Annotated in this window: 19 protein-coding genes and 1 pseudogene; 13 read left to right on the top strand and 7 right to left on the bottom strand. The window is 67.4% G+C overall.

Annotation, left to right across the window (positions count from 1 at the left end; translation table 11 throughout):
• Positions 1-30: 30 nt before the first annotated feature.
• Positions 31-3390, bottom strand: coding sequence for a TIM-barrel domain-containing protein (locus tag HFK18_RS06065; protein ID WP_180165612.1), 3360 nt, complete (start codon positions 3388-3390; stop codon positions 31-33).
• A gap of 321 nt (positions 3391-3711) precedes the next feature.
• Here HFK18_RS06065 and HFK18_RS06060 point away from each other — a divergent pair, with 321 nt between their 5' ends.
• From HFK18_RS06060 to HFK18_RS06035, 6 genes are all read left to right on the top strand, one after another.
• Positions 3712-4866: an SIS domain-containing protein gene (locus HFK18_RS06060; protein WP_180165099.1), complete on the top strand. Its 1155-nt coding sequence runs from the start codon at positions 3712-3714 to the stop codon at positions 4864-4866.
• Positions 4859-5797 (top strand): ROK family protein, encoded by a 939-nt coding sequence (locus tag HFK18_RS06055; protein ID WP_180165097.1) that lies wholly within the window; start codon positions 4859-4861, stop codon positions 5795-5797. Before HFK18_RS06060 ends, HFK18_RS06055 begins: the two co-directional genes overlap by 8 nt.
• Positions 5798-5814: 17 nt before the next feature.
• Positions 5815-7149 (top strand): D-tagatose-bisphosphate aldolase, class II, non-catalytic subunit, encoded by a 1335-nt coding sequence (locus HFK18_RS06050; RefSeq protein WP_180165095.1) that lies wholly within the window; start codon positions 5815-5817, stop codon positions 7147-7149.
• Between the two features lie 33 nt (positions 7150-7182).
• Entirely contained in the window at positions 7183-7959 is a 777-nt protein-coding gene (locus tag HFK18_RS06045) for a DeoR family transcriptional regulator (protein WP_099819958.1), read from the top strand.
• On the top strand, positions 7956-9071 hold the full coding sequence (locus tag HFK18_RS06040) for an amidohydrolase family protein (RefSeq protein ID WP_180165093.1): 1116 nt from the start codon (positions 7956-7958) through the stop codon (positions 9069-9071). The genes HFK18_RS06045 and HFK18_RS06040 overlap by 4 nt, the downstream gene beginning before the upstream one ends.
• A gap of 169 nt (positions 9072-9240) precedes the next feature.
• A complete protein-coding gene (locus HFK18_RS06035) occupies positions 9241-11052 on the top strand; it encodes an MFS transporter (protein ID WP_180165091.1) in 1812 nt (603 codons plus the stop codon).
• A 1-nt stretch (position 11053) separates the two neighbouring features.
• Here the strand turns inward: HFK18_RS06035 and HFK18_RS06030 are convergent, their stop codons facing one another.
• From HFK18_RS06030 to HFK18_RS06015, 4 genes and pseudogenes are all read right to left on the bottom strand, one after another.
• Positions 11054-11548 carry a hypothetical protein gene (locus tag HFK18_RS06030; protein WP_180165089.1) on the bottom strand — a complete coding sequence of 165 codons (495 nt, stop codon included), beginning with the start codon at positions 11546-11548 and terminating at the stop codon, positions 11054-11056.
• Positions 11548-12099: an HdeD family acid-resistance protein gene (locus HFK18_RS06025; RefSeq protein WP_180165087.1), complete on the bottom strand. Its 552-nt coding sequence runs from the start codon at positions 12097-12099 to the stop codon at positions 11548-11550. The genes HFK18_RS06030 and HFK18_RS06025 overlap by 1 nt, the downstream gene beginning before the upstream one ends.
• A 58-nt stretch (positions 12100-12157) precedes the next feature.
• Positions 12158-12851, bottom strand: a pseudogene (locus tag HFK18_RS06020) (ComF family protein).
• A gap of 250 nt (positions 12852-13101) precedes the next feature.
• Positions 13102-13392: a hypothetical protein gene (locus tag HFK18_RS06015; RefSeq protein WP_180165085.1), complete on the bottom strand. Its 291-nt coding sequence runs from the start codon at positions 13390-13392 to the stop codon at positions 13102-13104.
• A 114-nt stretch (positions 13393-13506) separates the two neighbouring features.
• Between HFK18_RS06015 and HFK18_RS06010 the strand changes: the two genes are divergently transcribed.
• Together HFK18_RS06010 and HFK18_RS06005 are read left to right on the top strand one after the other, a co-directional pair.
• Complete coding sequence (locus tag HFK18_RS06010) at positions 13507-13974, top strand: H-NS histone family protein (RefSeq protein ID WP_257216081.1); 468 nt, start codon at positions 13507-13509, stop codon at positions 13972-13974.
• A gap of 175 nt (positions 13975-14149) precedes the next feature.
• Positions 14150-14713 (top strand): fasciclin domain-containing protein, encoded by a 564-nt coding sequence (locus HFK18_RS06005; protein WP_180165608.1) that lies wholly within the window; start codon positions 14150-14152, stop codon positions 14711-14713.
• A 115-nt stretch (positions 14714-14828) separates the two neighbouring features.
• Here HFK18_RS06005 and HFK18_RS06000 read toward each other — a convergent pair whose 3' ends face one another.
• Positions 14829-15449, bottom strand: coding sequence for a hypothetical protein (locus HFK18_RS06000; RefSeq protein ID WP_218946569.1), 621 nt, complete (start codon positions 15447-15449; stop codon positions 14829-14831).
• Positions 15450-15469: 20 nt separating this feature from the next.
• Positions 15470-15898 (bottom strand): hypothetical protein, encoded by a 429-nt coding sequence (locus HFK18_RS05995; RefSeq protein ID WP_180165083.1) that lies wholly within the window; start codon positions 15896-15898, stop codon positions 15470-15472.
• Positions 15899-16029: 131 nt separating this feature from the next.
• Between HFK18_RS05995 and bioB the strand changes: the two genes are divergently transcribed.
• The 5 genes from bioB (at position 16030) to bioC (ending at position 20869) form a co-directional block, all read left to right on the top strand.
• Entirely contained in the window at positions 16030-17073 is a 1044-nt protein-coding gene (gene bioB, locus HFK18_RS05990) for a biotin synthase BioB (protein ID WP_180165081.1), read from the top strand.
• A 67-nt stretch (positions 17074-17140) separates the two neighbouring features.
• Positions 17141-18364, top strand: coding sequence for an 8-amino-7-oxononanoate synthase (bioF, locus tag HFK18_RS05985; RefSeq protein ID WP_100553932.1), 1224 nt, complete (start codon positions 17141-17143; stop codon positions 18362-18364).
• Between the two features lie 19 nt (positions 18365-18383).
• Positions 18384-19163, top strand: a complete 780-nt coding sequence (gene bioH, locus HFK18_RS05980) for a pimeloyl-ACP methyl ester esterase BioH (protein WP_180165079.1) — start codon at positions 18384-18386, stop codon at positions 19161-19163.
• Positions 19164-19192: 29 nt separating this feature from the next.
• Positions 19193-19972 (top strand): SDR family oxidoreductase, encoded by a 780-nt coding sequence (locus tag HFK18_RS05975; RefSeq protein WP_180165078.1) that lies wholly within the window; start codon positions 19193-19195, stop codon positions 19970-19972.
• A gap of 12 nt (positions 19973-19984) precedes the next feature.
• Entirely contained in the window at positions 19985-20869 is an 885-nt protein-coding gene (gene bioC / locus HFK18_RS05970; protein ID WP_099819814.1) for a malonyl-ACP O-methyltransferase BioC, read from the top strand.
• Positions 20870-20988 lie beyond the last annotated feature (119 nt).

The following is a 20988-nucleotide window of genomic DNA, read 5'->3' as shown; positions in this document are numbered from 1 at the left end:
GGGCGGGGGAGGAGCGGTGTTACGTGGCGGTCATGGGGCGACGATGCTGGCGGAGTCGCCCTCCTGGCCGATCAGCACGGCGTTGGCCCAGTTGGCACAGACCTGGGCGGGTTGGCTGCCCTGCGCACCCAGCGTGCGCAGGCTCAGGGTGGAAAGGCCACGGATATCCAGCTCAGGCTTGACCACGCCGGGCGCCTTCACCAGGCCGCTGTCGTACAGCAGATGGTTGTCACCCCAGACCTGGAACTGCAGGCCGCCGGCAGTCCGACAGGCGTCGTCGATGCCGAGGTCGGCGCGCAGCAGGCGCCAATCACCCTGCAGGCGCAGGTCGATGCGGCTGCTGGCGGCTACGCCGAGGCCACGGCGGAACTGCAGGCCGTTCATGCGCATGCCGGCGTCACCCGTGAACGCCTTGTCGGCGCGCACCTGGCTGGCCAGCGCGGCCGGCACCGGCAGCTCGGAGAGATAGCGCTGCCGGGCCGGTCGCTCCGGTTCCTGGTGTTCGAGGATGTGGAAGGTGGACAGGGCAATCGGGCCGACGTCACGCGGTTGCAGCGCATCGAAGGCACGCGCACTGCCCTGCGCAGCAGTCACCATCGGATCGGTACTGCTGGCGCCATCACCTTCGGGGTTCTGCACGCTCAGCACGCGGAAGCGCAGCAGGCGACCAGCGTGGGCCGGGAAGTCGATGCGCTGCACGCCTTCCTTCAGCTGCAGGTGGCCGCGGGCGATGGGCTCTCCCCACTCGCCATTGCTGTCACCCAGGTACACCTCGTAGTCGCGCACCTGGCCGTGCTTCCAGTTCTTGTCGTTGCGCGGTGCGATGTCGATGCCATCGATCATCCTGCGTTCGCCGAAGCCGATCACCCACTCATGGGCACCGGTGCGCACGGCCTGGTTGCGCACGCTGCGGAACCACGTGGCCGGATCATCATCGAAGGCGTTTTCCAGCGCATGGCCGGGTTCTTCGGCCGGGCGGTTGACCACCAGCAGGCTGTCGGCCGGCAGTTCGCGGCCCAGCACCGGTGCGGCCGGGTAGGCATCGTCGGCGGCCGCTGCGGCGACGGCGAAGTCCAGCTGCAGCTGCAGCGGCTGGCGGATGTCCTGCGCAGCGGTGCGTACGTGCAGGGTGCCGCGACGCTCCTTGGCGTCGAAGTACCAGCCCTCGTTGGCGCTGTTGAACGCGGTCGCGTCGGCCAGCGCAGGCAGCATGCGGCCGGCAGCCTGCACCGCACGCGGCGCCTGCCGGCTGAGCACGCGCAGGCCATAGCGGCGCTGCGCCAGCTGGCCGTTGTACTGGCCCTGCACCGGATCGATCTGCACCTGCACCGGGCCACTGCCCTGGGCAGGCGCCTGCACGGTGATCTTCTGCGTGCTCGACTCACCCTGCTGATAGCGGCGCGTGTTGCCATCGTCTTCGTACAGCGTGTACTGCGAATCGCCCTGCGGGTACAGATCGAAGGTCACTTCATCGAGGGGTTTTTCGCCGTCGAACAGCATCGACGGGTACATCGGCAGGATCGCACCGGCACGCACGAACACCGGCAGCGTGGCCAGGTCCACCTGGCGGTCAAGCTGGCGGCCATCGGCGGTGGCCTGCACGCGGCGGCCATCCCAGTAGTCGATCCAGCCGCCGGCCGGCAGGTGGATGTCGCGGCGCCAGCCACGGCTGGCGGCCTGGCTGCGGTACACCGGCGCCACCAGCAGGTCGCGGCCGAGCAGGAACTGGTACTTGTAGGTTTCATCCTGCGCATGTGGATCGCGCGGGTTGTCCCACATCAGGCCGCGCACCGGCGGTGCACCGGTCTGCGCGGCCTCATGCACCAGCCCGTACATGTACGGGGTCAGGCGCATCTTCAACTTCAGGTAATCGCGGTTGATGCTGCGGTAGGGCTCGTCGTACCACCACGGGTGCTTGCGCGCATTCGATGACCAGCCGCTCATGCCCATCAGCACAGGAGTGAACGCCTTCCACTGCAGGTCGCGGGTGAAGGTCTCGGCGCTGCCGCCGAAGATCGCGTCCACATCGCCGCTGGCGTAGGCCATGCCGGACAGGCCCGACCCGACCAGGGTCGGCACGTGCCAGCGGATGTAGTCCCAGCTGCTGCTCTGGTCGCCGGTCCAGGCCACGGCATAGCGCTGGATGCCGGCCCAGCCCATCACCGTCCACAGGAACGGGCGCGAATCGGAATTGTCGAGGATGCCGTTGAATGCCTGGCGGTTGGCATCCATCGCGAACTGGTAGCCCTTGCCGGTCCAGGCCACGTCCAGCTTCTGCACGCGGCTGCCGGCCTTGCCCACTTCCCAGGCGATCTTGTCGACGCCGTTCTCGGTCCACAGGCCGGTGCGGAAGCCGTAGCCTGCAAGCCCCTTCACCGTTTCCGGCAGCTGCTTGTAGCCGCAGCCGTAGCCATCGTTGGGCAGGATCCAGCCGCCGGGCATGTCGTTGGCGCGGTACTGCTTGGCCACGCTGTTGATCACGTCGGGGGTGGTGCCGGTCGGGCCGTCGCTCCAGCCTTCGGGCACGGTACCGGGCTTCTTGCTGTTGTCGCCGTCGTTGTAGCAATCGGCATCGCCGTAGGACAGCGCCCAGCGCGCGACCATGTTCGGGCGGCCGGTCAGCTGGGTGTAGCGCTCGATCAGCTTCGGCAGATCGGCGCCAACGAAGTAGTAGGCATCAAAGCGGTCTTCGCGATGCAGCAGGGTGGCCTGGTCGCTCTGGCGCAGGTCGTAGCTGCCGTCGCTCCATGTGTTGCGCAGCATGCCCCAGCCGCGGCTGCTCAGCAGCATCGGCGCCGGGCTCGGGCGATCGCCCTCTTCCCAGCCGCCCGAGTACGAGACTTCCAGCTCACGGCCCTTGAACTGGTAGCGGCCGTTCTGCTGGCCACCACCGTAATAGCCTTCATCGGCCTGCGAGGACAGCACCTGCACGCTCTGCGTGGCATCCAGGTCCAGCGGCTGCAGTTCCTGCCACAGCGCGGTGGGCTGGCCGTTGTCCAGGCGTTCCAGGCGCAGGCGCAGCGGCTGCCGCTGTACATGCAGTACCAGTGCGTCGGTACGCACGCGGATTTCCTGCGCGTCTTCTTCCAGTTGCGCCTGCACGTTGGCCTTGGGCTGCGGCAGTACGATCGGTGCGGCCTTGTCGCCGGCGCCGGTCAGCGTGCCGTTGCGGCCGGCCTGCACGCGGATGATGTCGGCGGCCGGCAGTTCGATGCGGATGCGCGTGCCGTTGTCGGTCTGCAGGTCCCAGCCACTTACACCGTCGGTGCTGGCACTGGCGCTGACCGAGCGCAGGTTGCCGACCGGTGCGGCCTGGGCCGACAGGGACGCCGACAGCAATGCCGGCAACAGGGCCAGCAGCAGCGGCGAGCGACGAACGCAGATTTCCACACGGACTCCCAACCCGTTCACCGGGCGTTTCGAAAGCGGTTGGGCCGACTCTAGGGCAGCGATTCGAAAGATGTCAACAAATTGAAAGGAAAAAGGAAGATATATTTATATGAAACGAAAGTTGCTGCGTTGCAATACTTTGTGTAAGCGCTTGCAACCCCCTGTTAAGCATTGTGCGATACGGCATTGGGCGGTTTCTTTCGTTTCCGGCGGCACGCCGCGTCGGGAAAGTCGGCACGGCAATATCTTTCTTTTTACTTTCGGTATTTGACATTTCGAAAGAAAACGAAGATGGTGCGCTGGCCCAACTGGAACCTCCGAATGGACGTCACCCTGCTTTCTGATGTGTCCGCCTGGCAGCGCCGCGGCGGAGCCGATACCGCTACCGAAATCGCCCAGCAGCCGGCGCTGTGGGAAGCCCTTGCACAGGATCTGTCGCGTGCCCGCGACCGCCTGCAGGCCTTCCTCGGCGACAGCCTCAATGACCCGAACCAGCGCGTGCTGTTCACCGGCGCCGGCAGTTCCGGCTTCATCGCCGAAATGGTGGCCGATGCCATCAACGCGCAATGGCCTGCCGAGGTGCGCGTGGTGCACACCACCAGCCTGCTCACCCATCCGGCGCTGTACCTGCAGCGCGACCGTCCGACCCTGCTGGTGTCGTTCGGCCGCAGCGGCTCCAGCCCCGAAAGCGTCGCCGCCGTCGACCGCGTGCGCAGCGACGTGGATGACGCGCGCTTCCTCGACATCACCTGCAATGCCGATGGCGAACTGGCCCGTCGCGGCGCCGGCCGTGCCGACACCTGCACCCTGCTGATGCCGTCGGCCAGCTGCGACCGCGCCTTCGCCATGACCAGCAGCCTGACCTGCATGCTGCTGGCCGCGCTGACCGTGTTCGACCGTTCGCCGTGGGATGCGCGCATCGCGCGCCTGAAGCAGATTGCTGGTCTCGCCCGCGAAGGCCTGGCGCAGTGGGACGCACCGGTGGCCGCGCTGGCGCAGCGCCCGTTCAACCGGGTCATCTACCTTGGCAGCGGCCCGCTGGAAGCACTCGCTCGCGAAGCTGCGCTGAAGGTGCTGGAGCTGACCGCCGGCCGCGTGCTGGCGCTGGCCAACACCCCGCTCGGCTTCCGCCACGGCCCGAAATCCACGCTGGACGGCACCACCCTGGTGGTCGTGTTGCGCAGCGGCCAGCCGCTGGCGCGCCGCTATGAACAGGATCTGCTGGAAGAACTGCGCCGCGATGGCGTGGCCGGCCAGGTATTGTCGATCGGCCCGCATTCGGATATCGGCGCCGACGATGACTACACCCTCAGCGTGCCTGCCCTGGATGACCCGTGGCTTGCGCCGGTGTGGCTGGGCTTTGCGCAGCTGTACGCGCTGCAGCGGTCGGCCGCACTGGGCCTGACCCCGGACAACCCGTTCCCGGACGGCACCGTCAACCGCGTGGTCAAGGGTGTCACCATCCACCATGGCTGAGCTGATCGCCAACGCCTGCTACGGCATCGACATCGGCGGCACCAAGATCGAGCTGGTGGTGTGCGATGCGGCGATGCAGGTCACCTGGCGGCGCCGCGTGGCCACCCCGCAGGGTGACTACGACGGTTTCCTGCAGGCGGTGGTGACACTGGTCGCTGAGGCCGATGCCGCGCTGGGTCGCAGCGATGCGGCCATCGGCATCGCCCTGCCCGGCGTGCGGGATCGTCGCAGCGGTCGTCAGCTCAGCGCGAATGTTCCTGCGCTGACCGGCCAATGCGTGGCGAGCGATCTGCAGGCACGCCTGCAGCGCCCGCTGCATTTCGGCAACGACCTGCAGTGTTTCGCGCTCTCTGAAGCGCATGGCGGCGCCGCCGATGGCTACCCCAGCATGTTCGGCGCCATCCTCGGCACCGGTGCCGGTGGCGGCTTCTGCCTGCAGGGACGCCTGCTGTCCGGCTTCAACGGCCTGGCCGGCGAATGGGGCCACTGGAGCGTGCCAGGGCACCTGCTGCAGCGCCATGGCCTGCCGTTGATCGATTGCGCCTGTGGCCTGCAAGGCTGTGTGGAACGCTACGTGTCCGGTAGTGGCCTGGCGATGATCGAGCGCCACCTCGGTGGCAGCGCTGCCGATGCCAGCGTGGTGATCGCCCTGGCCGAAGCCGGCGACGCGCGTGCACGACAGGCGCTCGACATCCACCGCGACCTGCTCGGCCACAGCCTCGCCGCACTGGTGCTGGCACTGGACCCGCACGTGATCGTGCTCGGTGGCGGCCTTTCCCAGTACGCACCGCTGTACCAGCTGCTGCCTGCGGCCATCGCCGCGCATCTGTTCAACGGCGTGCAGGTGCCGCCCATCGTGCCACCGCGCTTCGGTGATGCCGGTGGCGCACGCGGTGCCGCCCTGCTGGCCTGCCAACCCTCGTTTTCCTGATTGACCGGAGCTTGACCATGTCCCCGTTGCAGACCCTGCTTGCCTCCCACCGCGCCGGTGCCAACGTCGGCCTGTACAGCGTCTGCTGCAGCAATGAACAGGTGCTGCGTGCGGCCATGCACGTGGCGTTGGCGCACGATACCGTGCTGCTGATCGAAGCCACCTCCAACCAGGTCGACCAGTTCGGCGGCTACACCGGCATGACCCCGCCGCAGTACCGCGACTACGTCGGCACCTTGGCCGATGAAGAAGGCTTCCCGCGCGAGCGCCTGATCCTCGGCGGCGACCACCTCGGCCCGAATGCCTGGCAGAAACGCCCGGCTGCGGAAGCGATGACCCATGCGCGCGTGCTGATCGAGGCCTATGTCGCCGCCGGTTTCCACAAGATCCACCTGGACTGCAGCATGTCCTGCGCCGATGACCCGGTGCCGCTGCCCGATGCCATCGTCGCTGCACGTTCGGCCGAACTGGCTGAAATCGCCGAACGCACCGCCGCCGAACACGGCCTGCCGCCGCCGGTCTATGTGATCGGCACCGAAGTGCCGATTCCCGGTGGCGAAGCCTCGCTGGCCGGTGGCCTGCAGGTGACCACGCCGGCCGCCGCCGCACAGACCCTGGCCATCCACCAGCAGGCCTTCGATACCCCGCAGCTGCGTGATGCGTGGCAGCGTGTGCTGGCAATGGTGGTGCAGCCGGGCGTGGACTTCGATCACAGCAGCGTGCACGAGTACGACGCTGCCGCCGCCAGCGAGCTGGCCGACTTCCTCGAACAGCAGCCGCGCATCGTGTTCGAAGCGCATTCCACCGACTACCAGCGCGAAAGTGGCCTGCATGCCCTGGTGCGCGACCATTTCGCTATCCTCAAGGTCGGCCCCGCGGCCACCTTCGCCTACCGCGAAGCGCTGTTCGCGCTGGCTGCCATCGAAGCCGAGCTGCTGCCGGCCGCACAGTGCTCGCGCCTGCCGCAGGTGCTGGACCGAGTGATGGTGGCCCAGCCGAAGTCCTGGCAGTCCTACTACCAGGGCGACGAAGCGACCCTGCGCCTGCTGCGCAGCTATTCCTTCAGCGACCGCTGCCGCTACTACTGGGGCGAGCCGGCGCTGCTGCAGGCCGTGCAGACCCTGTTCGCCAACCTGGAACAGCACGCACCGCCGCTGGTGCTGCTCAGCCAGTATCTGCCGGAGCAGTACCGCGCCGTGCGCGAGGGCACCCTGGCCAATACGCCTACCGCCCTGGTGCAGCATCGCATCGGCCTGTGCCTGGGCGAATACGCCCGCGCCTGCAGCGCCAACCAGGCCGGATCCCGCAAGCAAAACGCAAGTCCGGCTGCCGCCGCACTTGCGAACGGCTAATCTCTACCTTTCCCTGCGAAACCGAGAATGGCCATGCGCAACACCCGCTCCCGCCGGCAACAGATCCTGCAGCTGCTGATCGAGCACGGCTCGGTGCAGGTGGCCGATCTGGTCGAGCGCTTCGGCGTGTCGGCGGTGACCATCCGTGCCGATCTGACCCACTTCGAAGCGCAGGGGCTGGCCACGCGTACCCACGGTGGTGCCACCCTGGTGCGAACGCCGCCGCAGGAACAGGACATCCATGAAAAGGATGCGTTGAACCTGCCGCTGAAGGATTCCATCGGCACCGCGGCTGCGCGCCTGGTACAGGCCGGTGACAACATCATCATCGACTCCGGCTCCACCACGATGACGTTGGCCCGCCACCTGCGCGAACATCGCGATGTGACGGTGATGACCAATGGCCTGAACATCGCCTGGGAACTGGCCAACGCCGCCGGCATCACCGTGCTGCTGACCGGTGGCCTGCTGCGCCAGCAATCGCTGTCGCTGCAGGGCAGCCAGGCCGAAGCCAGCCTCAACTCCTACAGTTTCGACACGCTGTTCCTGGGTGTGGATGGCCTGGACCTGCAGTTCGGCCTGACCACCCACGACGAAGCCGAAGCCCGCCTCAACCACCGCATGGTCGAACGCGCGCGGCGCATCGTGGTGCTCACCGACGCCTCCAAGTTCGGCCGCGTCAGCCTGCACCGCATCGCCCGCCTCGATCAGATCCACGCCATCATCACCGACGCCGGCATCGACGAGGCAACCCGCGAAGGGCTGCAGCGGCTGGGCATCGAAGTGATCATCGCCGAGCCACCCGCATGACCGACACCCGCTCCCTGCACGGCCGCATCCTCACCCCGTTGGGCTGGCGTCGCGGCCAGGTCCAGTTCGATTCGCACGTGCGCCAACTGCAGGTGGACGACCACAGCGGCGGCGATGACCCGCAACTGCCGGTGATCCTGCCCGGTTTCATCGACCTGCACGTGCATGGCGCGGCCGGCGTGGACCTGATGCAGGGCGGCGACGTGGCCCGCACCATCGCCCGCACCCATGCGCGCTTCGGCACCACCACCCTGCTGGCGACCACCATGACCGCCGGCCTGGACGAGATCGAATACGCGCTGCAGGGCGTTGCGGCAACGATGGCCGCGCCCGATGCCGACGCGGCCTGCATCGCCGGCGTGCACCTGGAAGGCCCCTTCATCAGCCCGCAGCGGCTGGGCGCGCAGCCCAACCGCACGATCGAGGCGACGATGGCGCTGGTGCAGCAGCTGCACGCACTGGCACCGATCCGGGTGATGACGCTGGCGCCTGAGATCGGCGAGCACACCGCACTGATTCCCGCGCTGTCCGCACTCGGCATCCGCGTGCAGCTCGGCCATAGCGCCGGCACCTACGAGGAAGGCGTGGCCGCTTTGCAGGCCGGTGCTTCCGGCTTCACCCATCTGTTCAACGGCATGACCGGCGTCGACCACTACCGGCCTGGCATCGCCGCGGCTGCCCTGGCGCACGCGCAGTACGCCGAGATCATTCCCGACCTGCAGCACATCCACCCCGGCGTGATCCGTCTGGCCGCACGCGCGATTCCACGCCTGTACGCGGTGACCGACGCGACCGCCGCCACTGGCATGCCCGATGGCGAGTACGCGCTGGGCGAGCAGCGCGTGCACAAGTGCGGCGGCTGCGTGCGCCTGGCCACCGGCTCGCTGGCCGGCAGTGCGCTGACCATGGACCAGGCGCTGCGCAATCTGGTGCAGGTGGGATTGGATCTGGCTGAAGCGTCGCAGCGCGTGTCCACCTTCCCCGCCGATTACCTGGGCTTGAGCGATCGCGGCCGCATTGCGCCCGACGCCCGCGCCGACCTGGTGGTACTGGATGCGGAACTGCGTCTGCAGCAGGTGGTGGTCGGTGGCCGCGTGATCGACCTGCACTAGGCGACGCACGTCTGTAGAGCCGAGCCATGCTCGGCTGCTTTTCGCACCGACATCGACGACGTCCGCGCCGCGCTTCGCGGGGCAAGCCGAGCATGGCTCGGCTCTACATGAAGCGCGCAAGCGCATTGCATCAGCCACGCACCATCCCCGTTATTCCAGGAATACGCCGATGACCGCAGCCACTGCACCTGCCGTACCCGCTTCCACCGCCCCGCGCTGGCCCGTACGCTATCTGCTCTTCATCGGCGGCCTCGGTGGCCTGCTGTACGGCATCGACATCGGCATCATCGCCGGCGCCCTGCCCTATCTTGAAGCCACCGCCAGTCACGCCTGGCAGCTCAGCAGCCAGCAGCTCGGTTTCGTCGTCGCTGCGGTGCTGCTGGGCAGCGTACTGTCCTCGTTGTTCGCCGGCATGATCGCCGACCTCATCGGCCGTCGCGGTGCGATGCTGCTGGCCGGCATCCTGTTCACCGCCAGCATTCCGATCATGGCGCTGGCGTCGGGCTACACCCCGCTGCTGCTGGGGCGCTTGCTGCAGGGTGTCAGCGGTGGCCTGATCGGCGTGGTCATTCCCCTGTACCTGGCTGAAGTGCTCAGCCCCGAGCGGCGCGGTCGCGGCGCGGCGATGTTCCAGCTGCTGCTGACCGTCGGCCTGGTGCTGGCCGCGTTGATTGGGCTGTACCACGCGCATGCCGTGGACGCCGCCGCGGAAGCGGTGCGCTCGCTGCCGGTCGCACAGCAGGCGCAGGAACTGTTCACGGTGAAGGACCACGCCTGGCGCACCATCTTCTGGACCTGCCTGGCACCAGGCCTGCTGTTCTGCGCCGGCATCTTCTGGCTGTCCGAATCGCCGCGCTGGCTGGTGCGCCGTGGCCGTATCGCTGATGCCCGCCGCAGCCTGCAACGCGTGCTGCCCGCTGCCGACGTCGAGCCCACGCTGGCGCAGATCCAGGCGCCGGAGTCGAGCAGCAGCAGCGGCAAGCGCGACCCGCTGCTCAGCCGTCGCTACGTGGTGCCGTTCGTGTTGGCCTGCGTGGTGCTGGCCTGCACCCAGGCCACCGGCATCAACTCGGTGCTGGCCTATGCGGTGAACATCCTCAACCAGGCAGGCCTGTCCGGCTCGGTCGCCAACGGCGCCGACGTGGCGATCAAGCTGCTCAACGCGGTGATGACCGTGGTCGCGCTGCTGCTGGTCGACCGCAAGGGCCGCAAGTTCCTGCTGATGCTGGGTAGCGGTGGCATCTGCGTTGCCTTGCTGGCCGCAGCAACGCTGTTCTTCCAGGCCGAACGAGGCCGCGCCGACGTACAGCCGCAGCTGCAGGCCGCGGTAAGTGGCGACGGCCTGCAACTGGTACTCGACGACGCGCAGTGGCAGCGTCTTGCCGGTGGCGTCGACCGCGAGGGCCGGCCGCTGCAGCTGACCGTGTCCTACGCCTACGGCGACTTCACCAACGTACGCGCCCTGCGCAGCGACAACCTGACCGACCGCGAGCTGCGCATCGAACGCGCCGGCACCGTGCAGCCGGACAGCGTCATCGGCGCGTTCTTCCGCACGTTGCACCTGAATCCGTTCGCCGACCCCGCCAGTGCCGCGCAGGCACCGCTGCGCATCGAGCAGGCACGCATCGGCCCGGTCCCGCCGCCCGCGCATGGCTGGGCCGTCGCCGCCTGCATCCTGGTGTTCGTGGCGTTCTTCGCCGTCGGCCCCGGTGTGTGCGTATGGCTGGCGCTGTCCGAGCTGATGCCCAACCGCATCCGCTCCAACGGCATGAGCATCGCACTGCTGATCAACCAGTTCGTGTCCACCACCATCGCCGCGATCTTCCTGCCCACGGTGGGGCACTACGGCTACGCCAGCATGTTCCTGTTCTGGGCGGGCTGCACGTTCGTGTTCTTCCTGGTGGCCGCGTTGTGGCTGCCGGAAACCAAGGGACGCTCGCTGGAAGAGATCGAAGCCGGGTTTGCAGGAAAGCAGCGCTGATTCAGCGCTGCTGTGACGGCGCAGGGCCACCGTGGACGATGTAGCGCGCCATGTCGTGCACTTCGGCCACGCTCATGTCCGTACCAGCCACCTGCATGGACTCGCCAAAAGGGCCCGCTATGGTGGCCACGGACAGCACGTGGTCATCGACGGTAAGGGCGACCTGCTTGCCCACCAGGGCCTCGGTCGCGTGCAGCAACCGGCCGGCGGACTCCTTGCGGAACGTCAGTTCGAGCACGGGCTGGTGGGCGGCGTCCAGCTCCGCTCGCACGTCGAGGATATCGGCACTGGTGAGCATCGGCGGCTCTTTCACTGCGATGCTGCGCCCTTGCCACTGCAGGGTGGCGCGGCCATCGGGATCGACCACACGCATCTGTACCTGCACACCCTGCCGCGGCGGATGCCGTGTCTCCGCAGGAGGCACCCGGTTGCAGCCTACCAGCAGCAACACCGCGAGGCCGTTGCCGAGCAGCGCCCATCTGCTCCAGCCCCGCATCAACGCAGCTTCCTCAGCTTGAACGCCACCAGCACCTGCAGCACGCCGTACAGCAGGCTGCCGATGCCGATCCACAACGTGGTTACCGCCACGCCGGCATACGGGTTGGCTGCAAACAGCAGGCCCAGCACGATGGCCAGCACACCGCTGAGGATCAGCAGCCACTCCCCCTGGATCTGCTTGCGTACGCGTAGGGCGAAGACGATGCGGTAGATACCCGCCACCAGCAGCCATGCCGCCAGGAACAGCACCAGCACGCTGGCAGTGGCGAGCGGATTGATCACGGCCAGGATGCCGAAGCCCAGCGAGGCGACGACGTAGAGCAGCAGCCAGCCGCGCGAGGCGCCGCTGCTACCCGTGACCAGCGCCAGCAGGCTGATGACACCCTCGACGATGGCCATCACGCCCAGCGTCCACGCCAGCGCGATGGCCGCCGACATCGGCCAGCCGATCGCGATGATGCCGAAGCCCAGCGCGACCAGACCGTACAGCAGCAGGATCCACCAGCTGCGTCCAACGGCCGACAACAGGGGAGACAAGGGGGAATTCATGACCACTCCTTCGATCCGGGTTCGTGATCATCCTAGCCCCTGTCGATGAAAGGAGCGATCACGGCACGCGCGCGCAGACCCATGCACGCACCTCCCCTGCGCCCACCAAACGCAGCGTCTCTGCAATCTCCAGCACGGTGCTGCCGGTGGTCATCACATCGTCGACGATGGTCAGCCGCACTGGGACAGCGCCGCGCACATCGAAGGCGTCGAACAGGTTGTCGCGGCGCTGCTCGGCGCTGCGTTGGGACTGCGGGGCGGTGTAGCGACGACGATACAACCCGCGCCACGTCGGCAACTGCAGCAGGCGACACAGCTCGGCGGCCTGGTCGTAGCCACGCTGACGCAGTCGCTTGCGGTGCAGTGGCACGGGTACCAGCAGCGCACGACCACGGCGGCGGGTTGCGCAGCATCAACTGCGCAAGCAGACGTCCGGCAGCCAGGTCCTGATGGAATTTGTAGCGGACCAGCAGTTGATCGACCGGCGGCAGATACAGCAGGCTGGCATGGGTCGCGGTCTGCGCTGGCGGCTCATCGCGGCAGGTTCCGCAGATGGGCAGGGCTTCATCCGGTAGCGGCAGCGCGCAGCGAAGGCAGGCGCGACCGGCCCACGGCAGCTCGGCGAGGCAGGCGGGGCAGAGATCGAGGGTGTCATGGCCGCGCTCGCTGCAGACCAGGCAGCGCAGGGGCAGCAGCAGGCGGAAGGCAGCCTGCAATGGTTCACCGAGGGCAGAAGGCAGTGGGAGGCGCATGCCGCAGCATCGCCCTGCAGGCGCAGGCTGCCCATCGGCATATCCAGCGTATTCGCGTCAGGGAAGAGACTGATCCGTCTCTCCCACTTACTGGCTGGAGTCCTGAAAGTGACGGCAGTGTTTCCGTTTTCGCTTGGGAACCCGGCCCGTATCCACAGGCCCCTAGTTCCTCACCGTGCCGCTCGGTCTTCTGCAGCTAGGGCTATGCACATCGACCAGCGCCGTGCACGAAGCTCCGAACGGATCGACGTCAGGCACGCGCAAGCGCGATCCATCGGTAGCCGAAATAGACGGCGCCTGCGGCGACGGGCGCCAGACTCATCCAGAGCGGCAGCCCGAGCACGAAGAACATCAGCGTGGCGGCAGCAAGCGCGAGGATCGACAGCCCGATCACCCTGATATCAAACAGCGCGATGTCCGCGGCGTCTTCTTTCCAGGTGTTTTGCGCCCGGCCCCTGCTGGCGCGCTGCCGACGCAGCAGCCATACATCGGAGACGAAGCTGGCTATCCCTTCCAACAGATCACCGATGAAGCCAGACATGGACGATCCCTGACGGCCGGATTGAAGGGGTAGATCTTCATGGCACGCGCGTTGGCCCGTCAAGCGATCGTTCCCGGGGCCCGGGGGAGCCTATCCAGCTTGGTGGATCGTGGCATGCGCTGCTTGACAGGCAACCGGGATGTCCTGACTCTCCGCTGCATGACTATCGACGTTGAACACCTGAGCCTGCGCGAACTGAACGCCCTTGTGACTGCTGCCGAGCAGCGGAGGGCGCTGGTCGCCAGCCGCCGCCCCGTGGCCGTCGTCCGCCGCAAGCTGATCGCCTTCGCTGCGCAATGCGGTTACACGATCGAGGAACTGATCGGCACCGCGCCCGCCGAGGCCACGGCGCCGGCGAGAAAACCTGCCGCACGGCGCAAGCCCGGCAAGGTAGCCGCCAAGTACCGCGATCCGGACAACAAGCGCAACACGTGGTCGGGCCGCGGCCGGATGCCGCGCTGGCTTGCCGAGAAGACCAAGCATGGCCGCAGCCCCGCTGATTTCCTGATTCCCGGGCTGGGCCGGTCCGCCGCTCGCAAGACCAGCAAGATCGGCCAGCGAACGGTCTTCAAACAAGGCTGACTGTAGATGCTGGACGCCCGGAGCGGACGCTGGCCGGCCGCTCACGGCGGCGTCTCATCGCTGAACCGTGCAGCCAGCGCACACGTTTCCGGGTCGGGCGGTGCATCCGCTGGTCTGCCTGCTGCGTACCTTCCATGCCCCCATGCCGGGGGCGGAAGTACTCAGGAGACGCACCATGCACGCTCTTCTTCAACGTATCGCCCTCACCGCCAGCCTTGCTGTGCTCTGCGGCACCGCCTCGGTCAGCTTTGCCGCTGACACGGTGATGGTCGGTGGCGCTGCGATGTACCCGAACAAAACCATCGTTGAGAACGCCCTCAACTCGAAGGATCACACCACGCTGGTCGCAGCCGTGAAGGCCGCCGGGCTGGTGGACACGCTCAATGGCAAAGGCCCGTTCACGGTCTTTGCGCCCACCAACGAAGCATTCGCCAAGTTGCCCGCAGGCACGGTCGACACCCTGGTCAAGCCGGAGAACAAGGCAGATCTGACCAGGATCCTGACCTATCACGTGGTCGCCGGCACCCATACCTCGCAGCAGCTGATGGCCGACGCCAGGAAGCACGGCGGCACGGTTTCGCTGAAAACCGTGGAAGGCGAGCCGCTGACCGTGAAGCTGCACGACGGCGCGCTTTGGGTGGTTGATGCCAAGGGCGGCAAGGCCGCCATCAGCATTGCCGATGTCAGGCAGTCCAATGGCGTGATCCATGTCGTGGACACGGTGCTGATGCCGAAGTGATCTGATGCGCCGGGCGGGCATTCAACGCAATGCCCCGCTCGGTGCATGGCTCGTGCACGCTGGCCGCTCTACTGCATCGTAGCGACAGCAGTTACCTGCAACGCGATCCAGCCGCTCACTCCTCGCCCAGTGCCACCGGCAACGGCACCTTGCGGATCAACTTGAGCGCGCGTCCTTTCAGCACGTAGAAGAACGCGAAGTTGCCGGTCCTTGCGTAGTTGTCGTCGAACTCCCCGCCCTCGGCCACTACCAGCGCGCTGTGCGGATCAACCTTGACCACCATCGGGCCGAGCTCTCCGCCCAGCGATGGCCTAGCCAGCTTGCCGCTGCGCTTGCTGATGAAGGTCATCGAAACACAACTGGTTCCGCAACCCCAGCCCACCAGCGTGTACTCGCCGGCAAAGCCGACCTCTCCGTCCTCCAGGGCTGCAGACAGGCGCGTCCTGAACATGCGGGCGCGTGGATCGCTGAGATCCAGCGATGCGGTTGGCCCGCTGTAGATCTTTGTCACGGGGTAGTCGGCGAACCTGGGATTGCCGCCTTCACCATTGAAGATCGCCTCGCGGATGCGTGCGTTTTCTGCGACCTGTGCGGCTGTCGGGCCAATGGAACTTGCGGCATCCGTGGTATCCGGGGCGCTTGTCTGCATCGCCTCCACCTGCATCGCCAAGCAAAGAGCCAGTCCTGCGCCGGCCATGGCCAGCAGGACGGTCAGCGATGTGCGACTTCTGAACATGCTCATCTCCTCAAGACACCCTATTGCTCTGCACATACTTCAGCGGCAAGCGAACAGACTTGCACGACAGCGGCGACCTGCGGCGTTTCTTCCGCATGCCTGCAGTCCTGCAACCAGATCAATACGTGCTGCCCCACCTTGAGGTCGGTCTCCTCGATACCGCCGCCATAGACCGTCCACAGACCAGTGCCATCGTTGACGATAGTGCGGTGAACCAAGCCGGCTTTGGTCTGGACCGTCAGCCGGTGATTGTGGATCTTCACGATCTTCCCCGTTACCGAGGGCGGCGAGGGAGGAATGTCATCGCCATCGGCAGCCGGGAGCACGCACTGCGTCGTCGCCAGGGCGATGCCGGGAATGGGGGTCAGCATCAAGGCAGTGGCAATGGCCGTCGCCTGCAGCGCGTTCGCCGCCACGGCCTTCAGTACGGCGATCAATGGGTTGTTCATGGCAATCCTTTGCGTGAGCGCCCAGTCTAAACCTCAGATGCAATGTAAACTTATCAATATCCGCACAAGTTGACAGTTCGCCACGAGCCACCCAGACTGCGCCCTCGCTCCAGCCCTTCCAAGGTCCCGCCATGGCAACCGCCATCCGCCACGACTGGCACCACGACGAACTGCAGGCGCTGTTCGACCTGCCCTTCCCGGAACTGCTGTTCCGAGCCGCCGCGGTCCACCGCGAGCACTTCGACCCAGCCCAGGTGCAGGTCTCCACGCTGTTGTCGGTGAAGACCGGTGGCTGCCCGGAAGACTGCGCGTACTGCCCGCAGGCGCAGCGCTACAGCACCGGAGTCAACGCGCAGAAGCTGATGGAGACCGACGCGGTACTGGCCAAGGCACGCCAGGCGAAGGCGGCCGGTGCCTCGCGTTTCTGCATGGGTGCGGCGTGGCGTTCGCCGAAGGACCGCGACATTCCCAAAGTGGCTGCGATGATCACCGGAGTGAAGGCGCTGGGCCTGGAAACCTGCGCGACGCTGGGCATGCTCAGTGGCGAGCAGGCGCGCGCGTTGAAGGATGCCGGCCTGGACTACTACAACCACAACCTCGACACCGCGCCGGATTACTACGACTCGATCATCCACACCCGGCAGTACCAGGATCGCCTGGATACGCTGGGCCATGTGCGCGATGCCGGCCTGAAGACCTGCTGCGGCGGCATCGTCGGCATGGGCGAAACGCGCGCGCAGCGCGTCGGCCTGCTGCTGGCGCTGGCCACCTTGCCGGCGCATCCCGATTCGGTGCCGATCAACAAGCTGGTGCAGGTCGCCGGCACGCCGCTGCATGGCAGTGCCGAGCTGGACCCGTTCGAGTTCGTGCGCATGATCGCCGTGGCGCGCATCGCCATGCCGCGTTCGATGGTGCGGCTGTCGGCCGGCCGCGAAGCGATGAGTGACGAACTGCAGGCGCTGTGCTTCCTGGCCGGCGCCAACTCCATCTTCTATGGCGACACGCTGCTGACTACCGGCAACCCGGAGAGCGAGCGCGACATGGCCCTGTTCGCACGGTTGGGCCTGCAGCCGATGGCGGTGCAGGTAGACGCCGACGGTCACGACCATGGCGGCACCGTGCATGCCGATATCAGCGCCGATGCCCCCGGCTGCGGCTGCGCCCACGCGGCCTGAGCCGGCGGCCAAGCAGGCGTCGCGGCAACGCGCTACCCTAGCCGCCCCGTCGCCGCATCCAGCCGCCATGGCACGCCCCGACCTGACCGCCCGCCTCCAAGCCCAGCGCGCGTTGCGCGATGCACAAGGCCGTCGCCGCCCGCGGCGCACGGTCACCCGTCGCGATGGTGTGCGCCTGGAAGTCGATGGGCGCTGGCTGACCGGCTTCTGCAGCAACGATTACCTGGGCCTGGCCCAGCAGTTCAGTGTGGTCAACGCACTGCAGGATGCCGCCGCGCGCGAAGGTGCTGGCGCCGGTGCTTCGCACCTGGTCTGCGGCCACCACGCGCTGCATGACGCATTGGAGCGCGAAGTGGCCGAGTGGCTCGGTTACCCGCGTGCGCTGCTGTTCGGCAGTGGCTTCGCCGCCAACCTGGCCGTACAGCAGGCGCTGCTGAGCGAAGAGAACGATGTCTGCGTGCAGGACAAGCTCAACCACGCCAGTCTGCTCGATGCCACGCGGCTGGCCGGCGCGCGCCTGCGCCGCTACCCGCACCTGGACGCGGAAGGTGCGATGCGCCAGCTCAAGCATGCGCCCGATGGCGCGGCGATGCTGGCCACCGATGGTGTCTTCAGCATGGATGGCGATATCGCGCCGCTGCGTGCGCTGTCGCTGGTCGCGCGCCTGCAGCAGGCGTTGTTCTACGTGGACGATGCGCATGGCGTGGGCGTGCTTGGCGATGGCCGTGGCGCGGTCGCCACCGCCGGCCTGGGCGTGGACGATGTGCCGCTGCAGCTGGTCACCCTGGGCAAGGCGCTCGGCGGTTCCGGCGCGCTGGTGCTCGGCCGCGAAGACCTGATCGAGCATCTGGCCGAAACCGCACGCCCCTACATCTACACCACCGCCATGGCGCCGGCATTGGCGGCATCCGCGCTGGAAGCGGTGCGGCTGGCCCGACGCGATCATTGGCGGCGCGCGAAGCTGGCCGATCTGATTGCACTGTTCCGCGGCGAAGCGCGCCGTCATGGGCTGGATCTGATGGCATCGGAAACGCCGATCCAGCCGTTGCTCTGTGGCGACGACCACACCGCCGTGGCGATGTCGCAGGCGCTGGAACAGGCCGGCTGGCTGGTCGGCGCGATCCGCCCACCGACCGTGCCGGAGGGCAAGGCGCGCCTGCGCGTCACCTTGTCCGCGCTGCACACCACCGAACAGGTGCGCGGCCTGGTCGAAGCCATCGCCGTTGCACGCGACCGCGTGGCCTTTGCCGCGCGCGAAGTACTGCCACCGTCGTTGCCGGCGCTGGCCTGAGTGATTGCGTAGTTCCCCCATGCATATCGAAGTGACCGGCCATGGGCCGGACCTGGTACTGATTCACGGCTGGGCCCTGCAGGGCGGCGTATTTGCGCCGCTGGTGCAGCGTCTGGCCGATCGGTTCACGCTGCATCTGGTCGACCTGCCCGGCCACGGCCACAGCCGAGACGACAGCACGCCGCTGCGTCTGCCGTTCGTGGTCAACGCCATTGCCGCGGTCACGCCGCCAGCGGTGTGGTGCGGCTGGTCACTGGGCGGCCTGTTCGCACTGCACGCGGCGGCCACGCTGCCGAAGGTACGTGGTCTGGCGATGATCGCCGCCACGCCGCGCTTCGTGCGCGCTGATGACTGGCCGCACGCCGTGGAGCCGTCGGTATTCGAGCAGTTCGGTCGTGACCTGGCGCAGGACTTCAGTGGCACCCTGGAACGTTTCCTGGCACTGGACGTGATGGGTTCGGCGCATGCCCGCGAGGAACTGCGCACCCTGCGCCAGCGTCTGGTCGAACGCGGTGCGCCTACCGACCGCGCACTTCGCGAGGGCCTGCAGCTGCTGGAGAACACCGACCTGCGCGGCGCCCTGCCCGCACTGGGCAAGCCCAGCCTGTGGATTGCCGGCCAGCGTGACCGCCTGGTCTCTCCCGCTGCCATGCAGGCCGCTGCCGCGCTGGCACCGGGCGGGCAGTCGCTGACCGTCGCCCACGGCGGCCACGCCCCCTTCCTCGGCCATGCCGACGAAGCGGCAGCCGCCCTGCAACACTTCGTTGCCGGCCTGTCACCGGCCGATGGCGGACAATGAGCCTCCCGACGCTTCTGCAGGACTGACGCATGGATCTGGGCATTTCCGGCCGCTGGGCACTGGTCTGCGGCGCCAGCAAGGGGCTTGGCCTGGGCTGCGCGCGTGCGCTGGTGCGCGAAGGCGTGAACGTGGTCATCGTCGCCCGCGGCGACGCTGCGCTGCAGGCTGCGGCTGAAGAACTGCGCACGCTGCCCGGTGCCGCTGAAGTACGCGCGATTGCTGCCGACGTCACCACCGAGGCGGGCCGCGCCCACGCGCTGGCCGCCTGCCCGCAGGTCGACATCCTGGTGACCAACGCCGGTGGCCCGCCGCCGGGCGACTTCCGCACGTTTGAGCGCGACGACTGGATCGCTGCGCTGGACGCCAACATGCTGGCGCCGATCGCGCTGATCCGCGCCACCGTGGACGCGATGATCGAACGCGGCTTCGGCCGCATCGTCAACATCACCTCGTCATCGGTGAAGGCACCCATCGATACGCTGGCCCTGTCCAACGGTGCGCGCAGCGGCCTGACCGGCTTCGTCGCCGGGCTGGCGCGGCGCACCGTCGCCCACAACGTCACCATCAACAATCTGCTGCCCGGCCAGTTCGATACCGACCGCCTGCGTGCCAACTTCGCCCACGCCGCGGGGCAGGATGGTGATGCGCAGGCTGTGGCAGAACGCCGCCGCCAGCAGATCCCCGCCGGCCGCTTCGGTACGCCGGACGAATTCGGCGCCGCCTGCGCCTTCCTGTGCAGTGCGCAGGCGGCTTACCTCACCGGACAGAACCTGCTGATCGATGGCGGCGCCTACCCTGGTACGTTCTAAGAGACTTCTGCAATGCCGTCCCATTTCGATGCCCGCCATGTCCGTCGCGCTTTTGCCCGCGCCGCCAGCAGCTACGATGCTGCCGCCGCCCTGCAGCGCGAGGTGCAGTCGCGGCTGCTGGAATCGCTGGATTACCTGGAGGCGCGCAAGCCGGAGGTGGTGCTGGATATCGGCGCCGGCACCGGTCATGCCAGCGCGCTGATGAAGAAGCGCTGGCCGAAGGCGCAGGTGATCGCGCTGGACGTGGCACTGCCGATGCTGGACCAGGCCAAGCGCCAGGCTGGCTGGTGGAAGCCGTTCCAGCGCCTGGCCGCCGATGCCACCGCCCTGCCGTTGGCCGACAACAGCGTCGATGTGATCTTCAGCAACCTGTGCCTGCAGTGGGTGGACGACCTGCCGGCGGTGTTCGCCGGTTTCCGCCGCGTGCTCAAGCCCGGTGGGCTGCTGCTGTGTTCAACCTTCGGGCCGGACACGCTGGTCGAGCTCAATGAAGCCTTCGCCGCCGCCGATGACCGCCCGCATGTCAGCCGCTTCGCGCAGATCGCCCAGTTCGGCGATGCGCTGATGATGGCCGGCTTCCGCGACCCGGTACTCGACCGCGACCTGTTCACCCTCACCTACGACGATCTGCCTTCGTTGATGCGCGAGCTGCGCGCGATGGGCGCGACCAACGCGCGGGTCGATCGCCGCCATACGTTGACCGGTCGCGGTCGGTTTGCAGCGGCAGCAGCGGCGTACGAACCGATGCGCCGTGACGATGGCAAGCTGCCCAGCAGCTGGGAAGTGATCTACGCCCATGCCTGGGCACCCGACCCGGGCGCACCGATCCGCGAAGGCGGCCATGACATTGCTTCGGTGCCGGTGTCGGCGATCCCGATCCGGCGCAAGCAGACCTGATCGAGCGGCCGCAGGTCATGCGCCGACCAAGGTCGGCGACTACCGATTCATGCACGGAATCTGCTCTGGTAGGTGCCGACCTTGGTCGGCGCTGTGCTTCCCGTGCCGACCAGGGTCGG

The sequence above is a fragment of the Stenotrophomonas sp. SbOxS2 genome (assembly GCF_013416715.1).
GTDB lineage: Bacteria > Pseudomonadota > Gammaproteobacteria > Xanthomonadales > Xanthomonadaceae > Stenotrophomonas > Stenotrophomonas lactitubi.
The sequence above is the reverse complement of the archived record's forward strand: the minus strand, read 5'-3'. Positions and strand labels throughout refer to the sequence as shown.

Bases quoted from the DNA above. Each gene is read 5' to 3' on its own strand.
- HFK18_RS06060 (WP_180165099.1), top strand. From the start codon at position 3,712: ATGGACGTCACCCTGCTTTCTGATGTGTCCGCCTGGCAGCGCCGCGGC.
- HFK18_RS06055 (WP_180165097.1), top strand. From the start codon at position 4,859: ATGGCTGAGCTGATCGCCAACGCCTGCTACGGCATCGACATCGGCGGC.
- HFK18_RS06050 (WP_180165095.1), top strand. From the start codon at position 5,815: ATGTCCCCGTTGCAGACCCTGCTTGCCTCCCACCGCGCCGGTGCCAAC.
- HFK18_RS06045 (WP_099819958.1), top strand. From the start codon at position 7,183: ATGCGCAACACCCGCTCCCGCCGGCAACAGATCCTGCAGCTGCTGATC.
- HFK18_RS06040 (WP_180165093.1), top strand. From the start codon at position 7,956: ATGACCGACACCCGCTCCCTGCACGGCCGCATCCTCACCCCGTTGGGC.
- HFK18_RS06035 (WP_180165091.1), top strand. From the start codon at position 9,241: ATGACCGCAGCCACTGCACCTGCCGTACCCGCTTCCACCGCCCCGCGC.
- HFK18_RS06030 (WP_180165089.1), bottom strand. From the start codon at position 11,548: ATGCGGGGCTGGAGCAGATGGGCGCTGCTCGGCAACGGCCTCGCGGTG.
- HFK18_RS06025 (WP_180165087.1), bottom strand. From the start codon at position 12,099: ATGAATTCCCCCTTGTCTCCCCTGTTGTCGGCCGTTGGACGCAGCTGG.
- HFK18_RS06015 (WP_180165085.1), bottom strand. From the start codon at position 13,392: ATGTCTGGCTTCATCGGTGATCTGTTGGAAGGGATAGCCAGCTTCGTC.
- HFK18_RS06010 (WP_257216081.1), top strand. From the start codon at position 13,507: ATGCGCTGCTTGACAGGCAACCGGGATGTCCTGACTCTCCGCTGCATG.
- HFK18_RS06005 (WP_180165608.1), top strand. From the start codon at position 14,150: ATGCACGCTCTTCTTCAACGTATCGCCCTCACCGCCAGCCTTGCTGTG.
- HFK18_RS06000 (WP_218946569.1), bottom strand. From the start codon at position 15,449: ATGTTCAGAAGTCGCACATCGCTGACCGTCCTGCTGGCCATGGCCGGC.
- HFK18_RS05995 (WP_180165083.1), bottom strand. From the start codon at position 15,898: ATGAACAACCCATTGATCGCCGTACTGAAGGCCGTGGCGGCGAACGCG.
- bioB (WP_180165081.1), top strand. From the start codon at position 16,030: ATGGCAACCGCCATCCGCCACGACTGGCACCACGACGAACTGCAGGCG.
- bioF (WP_100553932.1), top strand. From the start codon at position 17,141: ATGGCACGCCCCGACCTGACCGCCCGCCTCCAAGCCCAGCGCGCGTTG.
- bioH (WP_180165079.1), top strand. From the start codon at position 18,384: ATGCATATCGAAGTGACCGGCCATGGGCCGGACCTGGTACTGATTCAC.
- HFK18_RS05975 (WP_180165078.1), top strand. From the start codon at position 19,193: ATGGATCTGGGCATTTCCGGCCGCTGGGCACTGGTCTGCGGCGCCAGC.
- bioC (WP_099819814.1), top strand. From the start codon at position 19,985: ATGCCGTCCCATTTCGATGCCCGCCATGTCCGTCGCGCTTTTGCCCGC.